General features: G+C 36.7%; 15 protein-coding genes and 1 pseudogene. 15 read left to right on the top strand and 1 reads right to left on the bottom strand.

The annotated features are described in order from the left end of the window. Positions 1 to 210 precede the first annotated feature (210 nt). The 5 genes from BM012_RS22025 to BM012_RS22005 are packed head-to-tail and all read left to right on the top strand — an operon-like array spanning position 211 to position 3,904. Complete coding sequence (locus tag BM012_RS22025) at positions 211 to 849, top strand: biotin/lipoyl-containing protein (RefSeq protein WP_061802965.1); 639 nt, start codon at positions 211 to 213, stop codon at positions 847 to 849. A 43-nt stretch (positions 850 to 892) separates the two neighbouring features. Beyond that, positions 893 to 2,506: a DHA2 family efflux MFS transporter permease subunit gene (locus BM012_RS22020; RefSeq protein ID WP_061802966.1), complete on the top strand. Its 1,614-nt coding sequence runs from the start codon at positions 893 to 895 to the stop codon at positions 2,504 to 2,506. A 32-nt stretch (positions 2,507 to 2,538) separates the two neighbouring features. Further along, positions 2,539 to 3,072 (top strand): NAD(P)H-dependent oxidoreductase, encoded by a 534-nt coding sequence (locus BM012_RS22015; RefSeq protein ID WP_061802991.1) that lies wholly within the window; start codon positions 2,539 to 2,541, stop codon positions 3,070 to 3,072. Positions 3,073 to 3,080: 8 nt separating this feature from the next. Continuing rightward, positions 3,081 to 3,446 (top strand): hypothetical protein, encoded by a 366-nt coding sequence (locus tag BM012_RS22010; protein WP_061802967.1) that lies wholly within the window; start codon positions 3,081 to 3,083, stop codon positions 3,444 to 3,446. A 23-nt stretch (positions 3,447 to 3,469) separates the two neighbouring features. Further along, entirely contained in the window at positions 3,470 to 3,904 is a 435-nt protein-coding gene (locus BM012_RS22005; protein ID WP_061802968.1) for a MarR family winged helix-turn-helix transcriptional regulator, read from the top strand. Positions 3,905 to 3,934: 30 nt separating this feature from the next. Here the strand turns inward: BM012_RS22005 and BM012_RS22000 are convergent, their stop codons facing one another. After that, the gene (locus tag BM012_RS22000; RefSeq protein WP_061802969.1) at positions 3,935 to 4,414 is read right to left on the bottom strand and encodes a hypothetical protein; all 480 of its coding nucleotides are present in this window, start codon (positions 4,412 to 4,414) and stop codon (positions 3,935 to 3,937) included. 219 nt (positions 4,415 to 4,633) lie between these two features. On the opposite strand from BM012_RS22000, the gene BM012_RS21995 reads away from it, so the two are divergent. From BM012_RS21995 to BM012_RS21950, 10 genes and pseudogenes are all read left to right on the top strand, one after another. Beyond that, positions 4,634 to 6,157, top strand: a complete 1,524-nt coding sequence (locus BM012_RS21995) for a 3-hydroxybutyrate oligomer hydrolase family protein (protein WP_082802491.1) — start codon at positions 4,634 to 4,636, stop codon at positions 6,155 to 6,157. Positions 6,158 to 6,433: 276 nt separating this feature from the next. Next, complete coding sequence (locus BM012_RS21990; RefSeq protein WP_061802970.1) at positions 6,434 to 7,201, top strand: hypothetical protein; 768 nt, start codon at positions 6,434 to 6,436, stop codon at positions 7,199 to 7,201. A gap of 135 nt (positions 7,202 to 7,336) precedes the next feature. Next, the gene (locus BM012_RS21985) at positions 7,337 to 7,861 is read left to right on the top strand and encodes a PadR family transcriptional regulator (protein ID WP_061802993.1); all 525 of its coding nucleotides are present in this window, start codon (positions 7,337 to 7,339) and stop codon (positions 7,859 to 7,861) included. Then, positions 7,858 to 9,474 (top strand): MFS transporter, encoded by a 1,617-nt coding sequence (locus BM012_RS21980; protein WP_061802971.1) that lies wholly within the window; start codon positions 7,858 to 7,860, stop codon positions 9,472 to 9,474. The genes BM012_RS21985 and BM012_RS21980 overlap by 4 nt, the downstream gene beginning before the upstream one ends. A 256-nt stretch (positions 9,475 to 9,730) precedes the next feature. Continuing rightward, complete coding sequence (locus tag BM012_RS21975) at positions 9,731 to 10,801, top strand: ABC transporter ATP-binding protein (RefSeq protein WP_061802972.1); 1,071 nt, start codon at positions 9,731 to 9,733, stop codon at positions 10,799 to 10,801. After that, positions 10,801 to 11,724 carry a carbohydrate ABC transporter permease gene (locus tag BM012_RS21970; RefSeq protein ID WP_111924392.1) on the top strand — a complete coding sequence of 308 codons (924 nt, stop codon included), beginning with the start codon at positions 10,801 to 10,803 and terminating at the stop codon, positions 11,722 to 11,724. Before BM012_RS21975 ends, BM012_RS21970 begins: the two co-directional genes overlap by 1 nt. Beyond that, positions 11,721 to 12,539, top strand: coding sequence for a carbohydrate ABC transporter permease (locus tag BM012_RS21965; protein ID WP_061802973.1), 819 nt, complete (start codon positions 11,721 to 11,723; stop codon positions 12,537 to 12,539). Before BM012_RS21970 ends, BM012_RS21965 begins: the two co-directional genes overlap by 4 nt. A 20-nt stretch (positions 12,540 to 12,559) precedes the next feature. Next, positions 12,560 to 13,936 (top strand): ABC transporter substrate-binding protein, encoded by a 1,377-nt coding sequence (locus BM012_RS21960; RefSeq protein ID WP_061802974.1) that lies wholly within the window; start codon positions 12,560 to 12,562, stop codon positions 13,934 to 13,936. A 62-nt stretch (positions 13,937 to 13,998) separates the two neighbouring features. Continuing rightward, the gene (locus BM012_RS21955) at positions 13,999 to 14,229 is read left to right on the top strand and encodes a hypothetical protein (RefSeq protein ID WP_061802975.1); all 231 of its coding nucleotides are present in this window, start codon (positions 13,999 to 14,001) and stop codon (positions 14,227 to 14,229) included. 624 nt (positions 14,230 to 14,853) lie between these two features. After that, positions 14,854 to 15,366: pseudogene (locus tag BM012_RS21950) on the top strand (AAA-type ATPase lid domain-containing protein); the annotation flags it as partial. Between the last annotated feature and the right edge of the window lie 45 nt (positions 15,367 to 15,411).

The raw sequence follows: 15,411 nt of genomic DNA, 5'->3' as shown, positions 1-15,411 counted from the left end.
TGAGGAAAAATTGTTGCTTTTATATATATTCGTGTGGTAAGATTCCATATGTAAATTAACTTTATAGGAAAGTAATTACCGTAATGAATATACAATTTTATGTAGTAAAATAGTAGCTCTCTTAAAACAAGAGCTTATTCTACGGTTTTTATTTAATAAAGTTAAATATAAATTAAATTAATTATTTTAAGGGAAGAAAGGAGCAAGATTATGTCAAGAGGTCGTTTAGTTTTAATCAACATCATTGGTATCATCGTTATTTTAGCATTAGTTGGAGGCGGCGGGTATTACTACTACCAAAACGCTAACTACATTAAAACAGAAAATGCACAAGTTATGGGAGATGTGAAAAGCATCACTGCTCCACAGTCAGGAAAATTAGCAGAGTGGTCTGTTGAAGAAGGCGAAGATGTTTCAAAAGACAACGCTGTTGCTAATGTAAATACAGGAGAGGGCAGCGTAGATGTAACAGCTCCTGAAGATGGAAAAATCGTTAAAAAAGATGTTCTAAATAATGAAACAGTACAACAAGGTCAAGCAGTTGCTGAAGTAGTGGATATGACTCAACTTTATGTAATAGCTAACATTGAAGAAGATAAGCTAAAAGATATTGAAAAGGGTGACGATGTAGAAGTTACTGTTGATGGTGACGAAGGTACAATAATTGATGGGAAAATAGAAGAAGTAGGTTCTGCAACAAACTCTCTTTTCTCTTTAATGCCAAGCACAAATACAGATGGTAACTATACAAAAGTAACACACACAATTCCAGTTAAAATTTCAATCTCTAACTATTCTGAGAATGTTTTACCAGGAATGAATGCACAAGTAAAAATCAATAAAAACTAATTGAAATAAGTAATTCTTTTAAAAAGGGAAAGGAGGAAATTTAATGGCTTCATCTGTTAACGAAAATTCAGGTTCAAAAGGCTCTGGCCAGGGCGCTCTTCTCGGTATCGTTATGCTCGGTTTGTTCTTGGCTATTTTGAACCAAACGCTATTAAATGTAGCCTTGCCCCATTTAATCAATGAATTTGGCGTAACAGCAAGCAGTGCACAGTGGCTTTTAACAGGTTATATGCTCGTCAACGGAGCTCTTATTCCACTGTCTGCTTTCTTAATTGAACGTTTTGGAGTTCGTAAACTGTTCCTATTTGCGATGTTTGTATTTACAATCGGATCGCTTATTTGCGGAATTGCGACAACGTTCCCAGTTATGCTTGTTGGTCGTTTAGTTCAAGCCATTGGTGGTGGTGTCCTTGCCCCACTTGTTATGGCAATTATTGTTCAGATTTTCCCGCCGGAAATGCGCGGGAAAGGAATGGGGATTTTTGGTCTTGCGATGATGTTCGCACCTGCTGTTGGTCCAACTTTATCAGGTTGGATTGTAGAAAATTATGATTGGCATCTTTTATTTGAAGGAATGGTTCCACTAGGTGTAATCGTATTTGTTTTTGCTTACTTCAAATTAAAAGATATCCAAGAAGGCAAGAAAATCAAGGTTGACGTTTTTGGAGCAACAACTTCTTTACTAGGTATGGGATTTCTTCTTTACGGATTTAGTGAAGCAGGTCAAGATGGATGGACAGATCCTGTTGTTCTTTCAACAATGATTATCGGAGTTATTCTACTTGCGATGTTTGTAATTCAACAACTGCGTTCACCACATCCAATGCTAGACATGCGCGTATTTAAATTTAATATTTTCACACTATCAAGTGTTATTAATATCGCACTTACAATTAGCATGTATGCTGGTATGTACTTAGTGCCAATTTACTTACAAAATATTCGTGGGTATACGCCACTTGATTCTGGTTTATTACTACTACCAGGGGCGATTGTAATGCTTATTATGTCGCCGATTTCTGGGATTTTATTTGATAAGATTGGTCCAAGACCGCTTGGTATCGTTGGGATGATTATCACTGTAATTACAACATACCAATTCACACAGCTTACGTTAACAACATCATATGCTCATTTGTTGATTGTATATATGTGCCGTATGTTCGGAATGTCACTTCTTATGATGCCGATCATGACAGCAGGTTTAAACCAGTTGCCATCTCGTCTGAACAACCATGGTTCATCAATGTCAAATACGCTACGTCAAGTTAGTGGATCAATTGGAATTAGTCTTGTTACAACGATTTTTACCAATCGTACAACGTTCCATTTAGGCGCTTTAACTGAGAATATGAATACATCAAACACTGGTTTTATGCAAAGCTTTCATGAGCTAACAGTCAAAATTGCTTCAGCTATGCATGTGCCAATGGAGCAAGCACAGCAAACAGCTGTGAAGCAAGTGTATGCTAACGCAAGTGAGCACGCTACTGTAATGGGTATTAACGATGCTTTCTTCTGGGCAACAGGAATTGCTTTTATTGGTTTGATTTTGAGCTTTTTCTTACGTGACGTTCGTAAAGGTCCACAGCCAAAACAAGCAATTGAACCTGTACAAGAAGAAACAAAAATGCTTCCAGCTCCGAAAACTTCTTAATAATTTAAAGGGAAAAAGGGGGAGAAATGGTTATGAAGATTTGTATTGTTTATGATAGCGAAGGCGGACATACTGAAGAACTTGCACAAGCAATTGCTGAGGGAGCTCGTATGGTACAAGGTGGAGAAGTTTTTCTCCGCTCTGTTCATGAAGCAAATGTAAGAGAGCTTCCAGAAATGGACGCCATTATCTGGGGATGTCCAGGGCATTTTGGAACAATCAGTTCAGGCTTAAAAGCTTGGATCGATAAGCTTGGGTATCTTTGGGCGGAAGGGAAATTGATTAATAAAGTTGGGGCTGTATTTTGTACAACAGCTACAACACACGGTGGACTTGAAGCTACAATGCTTAATTTAATTACGCCAATGCTTCATCAAGGTATGATTATTACAGGTCTTACTGGAAATATCCCAGAAAATGCCCTTTACGGTTCTTACTACGGCGTAGGCATTACTTGTCCTGTTGAAAGCAATGGTCTTCTTTCTGAAAATGATAAACAGCTAGGAATGGCACTAGGAAAACGCGTTGCAGGAGTAACAGCTAAATTCAAAGGTCAGCAACTGTAGGTGATTATATGTTAACAATTATAATCATTGCGGTTATTGCTGTTGTACTTATTGCGCTTATTGTTTCTGTGAATATTAGAAGTCTTTCTCGTTCAAATGAGAAAAAAGCAGTGAAAACACAGCCTTCCGAAGAAAAGACACAACAACCAACAGAAACGAAGAAACGTGAAGAGCCTGCTGTTGAAAAACATGAAGAGCCAAGAGCTGTAAAAAGAGATTCAAACGAAATGAATGATAATGCGTACCGCCAAGCTTTAAAGAACATGAGCGATAAAGAAAAGAAACCAGAGTCTTCACCATCGCCGTCTAATAAAATGAACGACGATGCTTTTCGAAAAGCACTCAAATCTATGAACAAAAAAGATAATGAATAGCGGTAGGGAAGGGAAGAGACAGGATGGCTAACGGAGAAACGATTAATAAAGCCCATAGAACGATGATGAGTATTACAAAGAAAATCAGGTTAGCGGCTAAGCATAATCTTCATCCTCATAACATCACGCCCCTTCAGTTTCAAACGTTGTTTTTACTTGACTGTGAGCGTTCTCTCTACGTGAAAGAACTTGTTACAGAGCTTAATATTAAGCCGAGCGCTGCAACTCTTATTGTAGATCGCCTTAGTGAACAAGAACTTGTGCATCGCTATCATGATAAGAAAGATCGCCGCATGGTTAAAGTAGAACTTGCTCCAAAAGGACGTGCGCTTGTACGAGAAGTAAAAGGAAAGCATTTAGAAATGCTAACGAACTATTTCTCTATCCTAGGGCCAAAAGAGCAAGAAACGTTGGTGGATTTGCTCGGCAAATTAGAGAAGAATATCCCTGTCGCATAAAAAAACGCGTGCCTGTTGGCGCGCGTTTTTTTATATAGATACTTCCTTTATAGGTTCTGTGCTTTTTTCTTCCTCATGTTTTTCTATTCTTCTTAGAATTTCACCTTTTATAAAGGGAAGAGAACTACCTATTAGAAGGAGGATAGCGGGAAGAAAGGTCAAGCTGAATGAGAATATAAAAGCGATCAGCGCACAAGAGGCGATTGAAATAGAATATGCTTTAATATGCATAGGAGACAGAATCAACAAAACCATCGTGATGCTTGCAATAAGACAAAGGTAGCTCCCAGAAAGGCCACTATACTGCCCTGTTGCTTGAAGATTGACTAGTAAAAGACCGATATAAAAAAGGAGAAAACTACCTGCGCTGTTTAAAATAAAGCTTTCTTTCTTTATATTATATTCACGTTTCTTTTGAAGAAAGACTCCGACTGAGAGTAAAAGAGAAAGACAGAAGGCAAAAGGAATAAAGGTAAGGAAACTATATAGAGCGCTAATAACCTCAAGCAATAAAAAAACTCCTTTCTTGCATTGTTTATTAAATATATGTGAAAGACAAAAAGAAAAGTACCTTGTTTTTTACTAGTTTCTTGTCTTGTTCTTTTTCCCTTTTTTTCGTTTTTTAAGCTTTTTTTCATAGGACAAAAAGAGCAGGACTTTACCGAAAGAACAAGAATATAAAAGGTACGTAAGTTGGTAGAAAGCGTTTTCTCAAAAAGGGGGAGTATAGTGAAAAAAAAGCTGTTAAAATGGGGAATAGCTCTTTTAGCTTTAAGCTTTGTCACAGTAGGAGGAGAAAAGAAAACAGAGGGAGCATTCTCGCCTGTTGTGAAAGGGGCTCATGGTGTAGAAGTTACTGTATTTGATGGGAAAGAAGGAAGGTTTCTTACAACAGTAAATAGTGAGCAGTATCAAAAAGCCGCACTTTTTGGAAACGAAAGCTTAATTCCTTATAAATGGGGAAGCAAAGAAAACCATACAGGATGGTATGACTACTATAAGCCCCAAAAGGTAACGGGAAGGGAAATAAGGGGAAACTTTGACGATTCAAAATTTATCATTCGGGTGCCAGACAAATGGAATGGAAAACTGGTTGTTTCCGCTTCACCAGCTACACGAAATGAAACAAGTACAGATTTGTTGTTTAGCGACTATATGTTAGGAAAAGGCTACGCTTATGCAGTAACAGACAAAGGAACACAGGGGGAAATTGATCCTAATGATGCTCTTGCCAAAGTAAAAAATGCGCTTGTTTCAGAGGAAGACAGCATAAAAGAATGGAACGAGCGATTTCGGCAGTTAACAAAAGCTGCACAAACCTATTTAGTGAACAATCATGCTTCATCTCTGATTAAAAAAGGAGATAAATCAAATAGCGCGAGTAAGCTTATTACAAAAGACCATAAAGTTCCAACATATGCTATTGGAATTTCTAACAGTGGTTATGTTGTTCGCTATGCCCTTGAGCATGATGGAGCAAAATACAGCGGAGAGCCGCCTTTATATGATGGTGGGGTAGATTGGGAAGGTGTTCTTTGGCAAAGTAACAACGATAATTTAATTACTTCTCTTACAGACATTGTAAACAATGCTGAGCCTGCTCTGTATGGAGAAGGAAAGGAAAAGAAGAAAGCAATAAAAAAAATGTATAGAGCAGGATTACCAAAAGGATCTGAAGAACTCTGGCCTTACCATGATTTAGCGTACTGGTTTGTTACGCTAAATATATACCGAGATGAATTTGATCCTAACGCTCCAAAAAAATTAGCGTGGGAAGATTATTTAACGATCATAAACGGAGTACGTGATCGCTCAAATGACCATATTTTTAAAAACTATAACTACTTCAAGCGTCCTAAACAAGTAAGAGAGAACGTGGCTCAGATTGAGAATACAGGAAACATCCAGGCGCCTCTTATTAGCATAGCTGGATCACTTGATGCTCTCATTCCACCAAGCATTCATGCAGATCCGTATGAAAAGCTCGTAAAGAAAAATAAAAAGGGCCATATGCACCGCCTTTATACGATTGAAAATGGCAATCACGTTGATAGTCTGGTTTGGGATCCAAATGCTGATTCAAAAAAGAAGCTTCAGCCACTCCTTCCTTATGCCCATCAGTCATTTGATCTATTAGTTAATTGGGTAGAGAAAGGGACGCCGCCACCATCAAGCCGTACAATTCAAGCACCTACAAACCCTCTTCATGTAAGAGATATTGTAACAGGTAAAGAAAAAGATCCTTCTATGTAAATAAAGCTGAGAGCAAACAGTCTTGTTTTTATAAAAGCAAGGCTGTTTGTGTTTTGTGGTAAATCGATGAAAGTGTATTCCCTTAATAAGACAAGATGAGGGCTGAAACTTTCAAAAAAGTTTGAAATACGATACAATAAAAGTAAGCCTTATTACAGAGGGTTTCAAAAATACTCCAGCATATGCTAGGAGATTTATTTTTACACAATTATAGTGTTCAAGTGGTATAAAAATGATTCAGCAACTAAATATTATGATGAGAAAGGAGAGGTGTTTATGAAACAAGTATCCTTTTCGCTGTTGCCTAGACAAGCAGGAACGTATAAATCCCTTGTTGATTCGTCTATGCAGTCTAAAATTTTGCGGAATTATATTTTACATGAATATCAATTGCCAGAGCAGCTTAGCATTATTAATGAAGGAGATAAGAAAGGATTAAAACTTGAGAAATTTTTATTTGATGAACCTACAAATATAAGACTAAATGAACTTGTAAAATATGTTCGAAAAAACGGTTATATTGCGAATAGATCTTCTCTTATGAGACATATTTTATCCCAGCTTATCACAAACTTAAAGAAAAACAGCACCATTCCTCCAAAGGAAAGAGCTGTGCGCCCACTCAACTTTTATTTTAAAAAAGGAACAAAAGAAGTACTGGAGCAGTTCGTGTCTTTTCGCAATCGGAATGCCGTTATTGAGCGATTTATCCTTGAGGACTACAAGCCAAGTGATGTGCAACACCTTCTCGATAAACCAAAAGAACTAGAACAAATGAGAATAGGCGTTGATAGGACAGCGATTGAAAAGCTTGATGAATTTGTTGAAAACATCGCGCAAAAAGGTGTTACAAGAACAGCTCTTATGCGTGACGTTGTTGAAAAGATTATTGCTAAATTGTCAAACACAGATACACGGAAGCTTATTGCAGAAACACGTTTGCAAAATGCTCTTTTTGAATATGAGCAAGCATTTGGGAAAGATGTGCTAAGAGAACAACTCTACAAATATGTCACATATGACGAATCAGACCCTGTACATTAAAAGCTAACAAAAAGGACTTATAAAGAAGAAGTAAAAGGAATGATTTTAAAATCATTCCTTTTTTTGTATAAAAGGATTGACTATCATATTAACAATGTTAATATTAACATTGTTAATATGAAAGGGGAACTGTTGATGAATATTAAACACGTTATACTCGGATTTTTACTGGAGGAGTCAATGAGCGGATATGATTTAAAAGGGAAGATAGAAAACTCTGTTTCCTATTTTTTTGATGCTTCCTTTGGAGCTATCTATCCAGCACTCAAGCGTCTTGAGAAAGAAAAGCTTATTTACAAACAAATTATTCAACAAGATGGAAAGCCTAATAAAAATCTATTTGCGATAACTGAACAAGGAAGAGAAGAGTTTTTACGTTATATAGAAAGTCCGCTTCATCCAACCCTTATTCGTTCAGATTTACTTATTCGCATCTTTTTTGGAAGGCATACGAGCAGGGAAAAGCTAATAGAGTGGCTATTAGTAGAAAAACAGAGAGCGAGCAGACAAGCTGAACATCTAAAAAGTTTGAATGAAAAATATCCTGAAATGGATCGTTATCGAAAAATTACGCTTCTCTACGGAATTGATGAAGCACTATTTACATTAGAATGGATTAATAAGGAGCTAGCTTCTTTAGAAAAAGAGGAAGAGAGATGAAAGAAAAACGAATTGTATTCATCATGTGTATTGGAATGTTTCTATGCATGTTAGATTCCACCATTATGAATATTACGCTGCCAGCCATCCAAAATGATTTAGGCACAACGCTTGAACAAAGCTCATGGATGTTGAATATCTATACGATGACAATTGCTGTATTAGCTATTCCGCTTACTCGCTATGCCACAATGGTGGGGAAGAACAAAGTATATATAGGAGGGCTACTTTTATTTGGACTCGGTTCCTTACTATGTGGACTTTCCTCAAGCGGTACATTTTTAATTTTCTCTCGCTTTGTTCAAAGCTTAGGAGCCGCTGCTCTTATTCCTTTAAGTCTTGTTATTAGTATAAGCGCTCTTCCTAATACAAAACGTGCTTTTGCGTTAACGCTGCTAGGAGCTACGCAAGGCCTTTCCACAGCTCTTGGCCCCTCAATAGGAGGAGCTATCACAGAATTACTAAGCTGGCACTGGGTTTTTTACATAAATATTCCTCTTTGTTTAATAGGAGTGCTCGCATGTCTACGTTTTCTAAATATGAAGAATGAAGAGAAAGTAAAAGCAAAAATGGATGGTGGTGGCCTTCTTTTTTCGACTGTTTTTTTATTTTCTGTGACACTCGTGCTCATTAAAGGAAATGAGTGGGGCTGGAACAGTGGATATGCATGGATCTGTTATATCTTAAGTTTTCTATCTTTCATTTTCTTTATTTTCATAGAAAAGAGAGCGAAAAGCCCAATGATTGATTTCTCTCTTTTTAAAGATCGACTTTTTCTTGGTTCTATTTTTACAGCTTCAATAGGTTACCTTTTTTTAATAGGTGTTATGGTTCTTTTACCTCAGTTTCTGGCACGCTTTCAAGGGAAAAGCGAGCTTGAAGCAGCTTTTCTTGTAACACCTGTTTCAGCAGCTATCTTTCTTTTTTCTCAATTTGCAGCTCTTATGGTGAAAAAAATAGGATTTATTATTCCTGTTGTCATTGGTTTTTGTATGATGGGGGTTGCGTATTATTTACTATCAAAACTGACTGTTGAAAGTACATCACAACAAATTGTAACGTTGTGTATTCTACTTGGAGTAGGATTTAGTTTTCTTATTGCTACTTCTACAATTGCAAGTACTTCTAACTTTGAAGGAGAGCTGTTAGCTTCTTCGCAAAGTGTCTTCTCGATGCTTCGCAGTGTTGGGACTGTTCTTGCTGTAGCTATCTTTGTTGGTTCTTTAACAGCACAAATGAACACCGAGAAACAGGAAGTTGTAAATTATGCACAAGGGGTACTTGAAAAATCACACTTTATTCAAAATAAAGAAGAACTGCTAAAGTTAACAAGCAACGTAATCGATGAAAACAACGAGATGACGCAAGAAGAACTTATTAAAAGTTCCATACATAGTAAGCTTGTGAATCAAAATGAAGAAGAAAGTGTTCAAGAAGCTCTTGCTGTTAAAAAGGAGCTACAAAATTACGTTGCTGATGTTTCTAAAGAAGCAAAATATAAAATGGGAGAAAGCTTCGGCAATTTATATAGAACGGCATTTCCTTTTCTTTTCCTCTGCGCTTTTCTTGGCCTTTCTTTACGCTTTCCCTTTATCAAAAGAAGAATCCGATAATAGAAACCTCCTTTGGGAAACAGAGGAGGTTTTTTCTTTCTCTTTTTTCTTCCTCCTTTAACAAAATCTACAAAATCTATTAAAACTAGCTTAATATATCAGCGATATAGTAAAGACCATAGAAGGACTCTGGTAGAAGTTAGCTAAAAATGCCTCTTTTTACTAATTGTATTTTTTTATTTAAGTAAAATATTGTGACAAGCACTGTTCGGCTAGTGTTGGAACGGTTGGAATAGAAGTTAGAGGAGGATGTAAGTTGATTACATTAAATGAAATTTCAAAAGTGTATGCTAACTCACAGAAGAGGGCAGTAAATACTGTTTCTGCAACAATTGAAAAAGGAGAATTTTTTGTTCTTGTCGGTCCATCAGGTTGTGGGAAGAGTACGCTTCTCCGCATGTTAGCGGGGCTTGAAGACATTACAGATGGAAGCATGTATATAAAAGGAGAGTATGCGAACTCTTTGCCACCTAAAGATCGTCATCTTGCAATGGTATTTCAGAATTATGCTCTTTATCCTCATTTAACTGTAGAAGAAAATATTGTTTTTGGTCTCAAAGTCCGAAAAGTTAAAAAGGATGAGCGAGAAAAAAGACTGAAAGAGGCTGCAGAGATGGTTGGATTAACAGAATACTTAAAGGTAAAGCCAGGGCAGCTTTCAGGTGGACAGCGTCAGCGTGTTGCCTTAGCTCGCGCTATCGTAAGCCAAACGCCTATTTGCCTTATGGATGAACCACTTTCTAACCTTGATGCTAAGCTTAGGGGGCAAATGAGAATTGAAATTAGAGAAATCCAGCAGCGGCTTGGTATTACAATGATTTACGTTACACATGATCAAATTGAAGCAATGACAATGGGAGATAGAATTATGGTTCTAAATAATGGGGAAGTTCAGCAAATTGGAACTCCACTTGGTATTTATAATGAACCTGAAAATGAATTTGTTGCTTCTTTCATTGGATCACCCTCCATGAATATCGGAAAAGGAACTTTCATAGATAAAGGAGTGGAAATAGGAGATTTCCACATTCCTTTTTATAGTAATAAGAGAGGAGAAGTAAAAGTAGGAATCCGCCCTGAACATATTCAACTAGATGAAAATGGGCAAGAAGTTACCATTCATTCTGTTGAAGTATTAGGCTATGAATCCATTATTAATTTCTATATAGGAGAGTCCGTTTGGAAAGCAAAAGTTTCTTCCCAAGTGATGTTAGGAAAAGGGGATAAGATAAAACTTGCTTTCCCTTTAGATAAACTTTATTACTTTAATGCAGAAACTTCAGAACGCATCCTTATTCAAGAAATGAAGGAAATGGTGGGCGTGTAATGGGACTTGCTAGAAATATAAATCAAGAACCAAAGTCTAACAAGACGTCAGTGAGAAAATCTGATTTAAAAGTAGGGCTCCTTTTTCTTGCTCCCTCTATTTTACTGTTTTCTGTTTTTCTTTTTTATCCGCTTGTAAGAACTGTTTACTATAGCTTTCATATTACAGATATAACAGGAGAACAAAGCGTTTTTGTAGGAATGGAAAATTATCTGTTTTTATTCCAAGACCCCGTCTTCTATGAGAGTTTAAAAGCTACTTTCTTATTTGTACTCTATACTGTGCCAACAAGTATTGGAGTAGCTCTTTTTCTTGCGCTTCTTTCAAATGAAAAATTAAAGGGGATTGGTTTTTTTAGAGTGATTTTCTCATCTACAATGGGCATATCAGCAGCGGCAAGTGCTGTTATTTGGCTGTTTTTATTTCATCCAAGCGTTGGATTTTTTAACAACGTATTAAATTCACTAAACTTACCTGTTGTTCAGTGGCTTATTAATCCAGACTGGGCGCTTTTGTCTGTGTCTATTACAACAATATGGATGAATCTTGGGTTTTCATTTTTGATTTTACTAGGTGGTCTGCAAAATATTGATCAAACACTATATGAAAGTGCAGCTATTGATGGAGCTGGGTATTTTAGTAGACTATGGCGTATTACTCTTCCATCCCTTTCCCCGACGCTCTTTTTCATTACAACCGTTACACTTATTAACGCATTTCAAAGCTTTGGGCAAATTGATATTTTAACAGGAGGAGGGCCAAATGATGCGACAAACTTACTTGTCTACTCCATTTATAAGGAAGCTTTTGTTAACTATCACTTTGGAACAGCAAGTGCACAGGCCATCATACTTTTTGTCTTCATCTTCATTCTTACCATTTTGCAGTTCAAATTTGCTGAACGAAAGGTGCATTATCAATGAAAGAGATAAGGAGCAAGAAATTTATTTTTTATACACTATTAATTATTAGCGCTCTCGTTATCTTCTTTCCAATCTTCTATGCTATTTCTGTGAGCTTTATGAGTGAGGGAGATGTAAGAGCAAGAAAATTGTGGCCGTCAGATTTTACATTTTCTAACTATGGAAGTGCTCTTGAACAAATGCCTCTTCTTCATTACTTAAAAAATAGTTTTATTGTCTCATCAGTTGTGATGATTGGTCAGCTTATTTTATCAAGTCTAGCAGCTTATACCTTTGCTTTTTTGCAGTTTAAAGGAAGAAATGTACTCTTCTTTATTTTTATTTCTACAATGCTCATTCCTTGGGAAGCTACAATGATTCCGAACTTCCTTATGGTTCAAGGTCTTGGTTGGACGAATTCTTATGCCGGCTTAACTATTCCTTTTTTCGCAACAGCTTTCGGCATCTTCTTATTAAGACAGCATTTTCTTACTGTTCCGTATGAACTTCGTGAGGCATCTTTGATTGAAGGATTAGGACACTTTGGTTTTTTAACGAGAGTTGTTGTGCCTTACTGTAAAACAAGTTTTATTACGCTTGGTGTATATAGTTTTCTTACAACATGGAACATGTACCTTTGGCCGCTTCTTGTCACAAGCGATGATAGTGCAAGAACGGTTCAAATTGGAATGAAGCAGCTTCGTTCTCAAGAAGTGGCAACAGATTGGAGAGGTGTTATGGCAGGGGCTACGATTATTGTAATTCCAACGTTAATACTTTTGTTTTTAGGACAAAAACAGCTACAGCAAGGGTTAACAAAAGGAGCCATTAAATAAGGGAAGGAAAGGTGAAAAATATGACGCTTTTGAAAAAAGGTACGGCCGTGTTGGCGGCTGGGTTTATGGCCATGAGCTTAGCGGCTTGTTCTTCTAATAGTAGCAGTGGAAATGCAAGTGAAAAAAAAGAGGTAGCTCCTGTTGAAAAAGAAGGAGATAAAACGGTTGTTAGGTTTTGGCATGCTATGGGTGGGGATACGCAAAAAGTATTAGATGATATTGTACAAGATTATAATGAATCACAAGAGAAATATGAGATTAAAGCAGAATTTCAAGGCACATATGAAGAATCTTTAACAAAGTTTAGAAGTACAAAAACATCGAAGACAGCTCCTGCTCTTGTCCAATCAAGTGAAATTACAACGAAATATATGATTGACAGCGGGAAGATTACCCCTGTGCAAGAGTGGATGGACAAAGATAATTACGACACGTCTCAGCTAGAAGAAGCCATCACAAACTATTACACAGTGGACGATAAAATGTATTCAATGCCTTTTAACTCGTCTACACCTGTTTTAATTTATAACAAAGATGCATTCAAAGAAGCTGGATTAGATCCCGAGAAAGCCCCGCGTACATATTCAGAATTGCAAAAAGCAGCAAAAGCTTTAACAAAGAAAGAAGGAAATTCCACAAAGCAATATGGATTTTCAATGCTTAACTATGGGTGGTTCTTCGAGGAACTTCTCGCAACGCAAGGCGGTCTGTACGTTGATCAAGAAAACGGTCGTAAGGGTACAGCAGAAAAAGCAAAATTCCAAGGAAAAGAAGGGGAGCGCGTTTTTAATTTATTAAATGATATGAATAAAGAAGGCTCTCTTGGAAACTATGGTGCAAACTGGGATGATATTCGAGCAGCCTTTCAGTCAAAGCAGGTTGCGATGTATTTAGATTCTTCAGCAGGCGTGCGGAATACGATTGATACAGCGGACTTTAACGTTGGTGTTGCTTATATTCCCCATCCTGATGAAGTAGATTCAGAAGGTGTGATTATTGGAGGAGCATCTCTATGGATGACAAATATGGTAAGTGATGAAACACAGCAAGGAGCTTGGGACTTTATGAAGTATCTTGCTACAAAAGAAGTACAAGCAAAATGGCATACAGGAACAGGATATTCATCAATCAATCCTGATGCTTATGAAGAAGAGCTTGTGAAAGAGCAGTATAAAAAATATCCACAGCTTCAAGTAACCGTTGAACAACTTCAATCAACAAAGAAATCTCCTGCAACGCAAGGAGCTCTTATTACAGTATTACCAGAGTCTCGTGAAGCCATTGTTAAAGCTTTAGAATCGATGTATGAAGGAAAAGATCCGAAACAAGCTCTTAAAGAAGCAGCAAAAGCAACCGAGAGAGCAATGAAGCTTTCAAATCGTACAGCCCAAAAATAAAGGATAAAATGCTTCGTCTTGCTATTTTTGATACTGAATCATCTAAAAAGGAGGGGGTTAAAGTGGAAATAAGTAAATTGTCTGTATCAGAACATTTTCAACGAAAAGTAAAGATTACAAACGGGTCTCGTCCTCAAGGCAAGGCAAAAAGAGTTATGGTCGTTCGCGCCTTTGAAGTGCTTCATGGCGAATTTGAGCTGGAAGATTACCAAAAGAAAGAAGTTCTTAAAACTTTCTTAGAAGTTAAAGATAAGATGCCTCTTAACAAAACTGAAGAAGAGGAGATAGACTAACCGACGGACAATTCAAAACCTATGGTTTGATTTATTTCATTACACCACTTTTGTTTTGTTCTTTTAAATAATCTGAAGATAGAGAAAAGAACAGTGTACGATAACAAGGAGAAGCTTTCCTACTAACGGGATTTTTTGACTGATTCTACGTATCTATGCCAAAGCCACTCTTCTAATCAAGAGCAGCTTTTTTATTTCTTCTTCATCATTTCACCGAAAATGTTCGTTAAAGTGTATATATTTTAGAGAACGTTCGTAATTGATTATAAATTTAAACAGACATTAAAAAGAAGGTATTTCTCTGAAAATTATCAGTTTGTAAAAGTGCACTTTTATGGACGTTCACTTTACGAACTTTCTGCTTGTGCTCACTTTTTATGGTGTGGAAAGGTAATTAATGGATAGGGAAGTTATTATTAAAATGAAAATAATGGTATTATTCGAATGTATGGTAAGGAGTGATAGAGTTGAATACAGCATCTGTTATTAAAGGCTTCAAAGTTTTATTACGACAACCCAGAGAGAGTACAAAGGTTCACTAATGCGATCTTAAAAAATAAACTTGAATGGTGTGAGGTATCGCCAACATTTAAAAATCCTACGCTAAGAAAAAGTCAATTTCCTCTTTTAGAGAATATGGTGGCAGAGGGAACATTTAGATCTGATCTATTTTATCGTCTAAACGTAATCTCTACTCGAGTTCCTCCTCTCCGAGAACGTATGGAGGATATTCCTATTTTGGTCTATGATTTCTTAAAAGAATTCTCTTCTATATACAACAAATCAATTCCAACCATTCATCAAGAGGTCTTTAATCGATTGTGTGAATACAACTGGCCAGGTAATATAAGAGAACTACGCAATTTAATTGAGAGAATGGTTGTTCTCCATGAGGGTAATGAAATTTTTGAACAGGACATTAACCAGCTATTGCCAAACAAAATGGTATCTTCAAAATCATTTAATTCGATTACTCCTTCACTTACCGAAGAAAAAGAAAGTTTAGAAAGAGAACGTATTCTCCAAACTCTTGAAAAAACATATAGAAATAAAAGCATCACTGCAAAAGAATTAGGAATGTCTCGAGCTACTCTTTATAAGAAAATGAAGAAATATGGGATTAGTTTTACAAAATAAAGTGTCTTACGATAGAACACATAGACGGAGGATTTTCTACTTTAG

Source organism: Priestia endophytica DSM 13796 (genome assembly GCF_900115845.1).
GTDB lineage: Bacteria > Bacillota > Bacilli > Bacillales > Bacillaceae_H > Bacillus_I > Bacillus_I endophytica.
This window is presented reverse-complemented; position numbering and strand designations above follow the sequence as displayed.

Bases quoted from the DNA above. Each gene is read 5' to 3' on its own strand.
- BM012_RS22025 (WP_061802965.1), top strand. From the start codon at position 211: ATGTCAAGAGGTCGTTTAGTTTTAATCAACATCATTGGTATCATCGTT.
- BM012_RS22020 (WP_061802966.1), top strand. From the start codon at position 893: ATGGCTTCATCTGTTAACGAAAATTCAGGTTCAAAAGGCTCTGGCCAG.
- BM012_RS22015 (WP_061802991.1), top strand. From the start codon at position 2,539: ATGAAGATTTGTATTGTTTATGATAGCGAAGGCGGACATACTGAAGAA.
- BM012_RS22010 (WP_061802967.1), top strand. From the start codon at position 3,081: ATGTTAACAATTATAATCATTGCGGTTATTGCTGTTGTACTTATTGCG.
- BM012_RS22005 (WP_061802968.1), top strand. From the start codon at position 3,470: ATGGCTAACGGAGAAACGATTAATAAAGCCCATAGAACGATGATGAGT.
- BM012_RS21990 (WP_061802970.1), top strand. From the start codon at position 6,434: ATGAAACAAGTATCCTTTTCGCTGTTGCCTAGACAAGCAGGAACGTAT.
- BM012_RS21985 (WP_061802993.1), top strand. From the start codon at position 7,337: ATGAATATTAAACACGTTATACTCGGATTTTTACTGGAGGAGTCAATG.
- BM012_RS21980 (WP_061802971.1), top strand. From the start codon at position 7,858: ATGAAAGAAAAACGAATTGTATTCATCATGTGTATTGGAATGTTTCTA.
- BM012_RS21970 (WP_111924392.1), top strand. From the start codon at position 10,801: ATGGGACTTGCTAGAAATATAAATCAAGAACCAAAGTCTAACAAGACG.
- BM012_RS21965 (WP_061802973.1), top strand. From the start codon at position 11,721: ATGAAAGAGATAAGGAGCAAGAAATTTATTTTTTATACACTATTAATT.
- BM012_RS21960 (WP_061802974.1), top strand. From the start codon at position 12,560: ATGACGCTTTTGAAAAAAGGTACGGCCGTGTTGGCGGCTGGGTTTATG.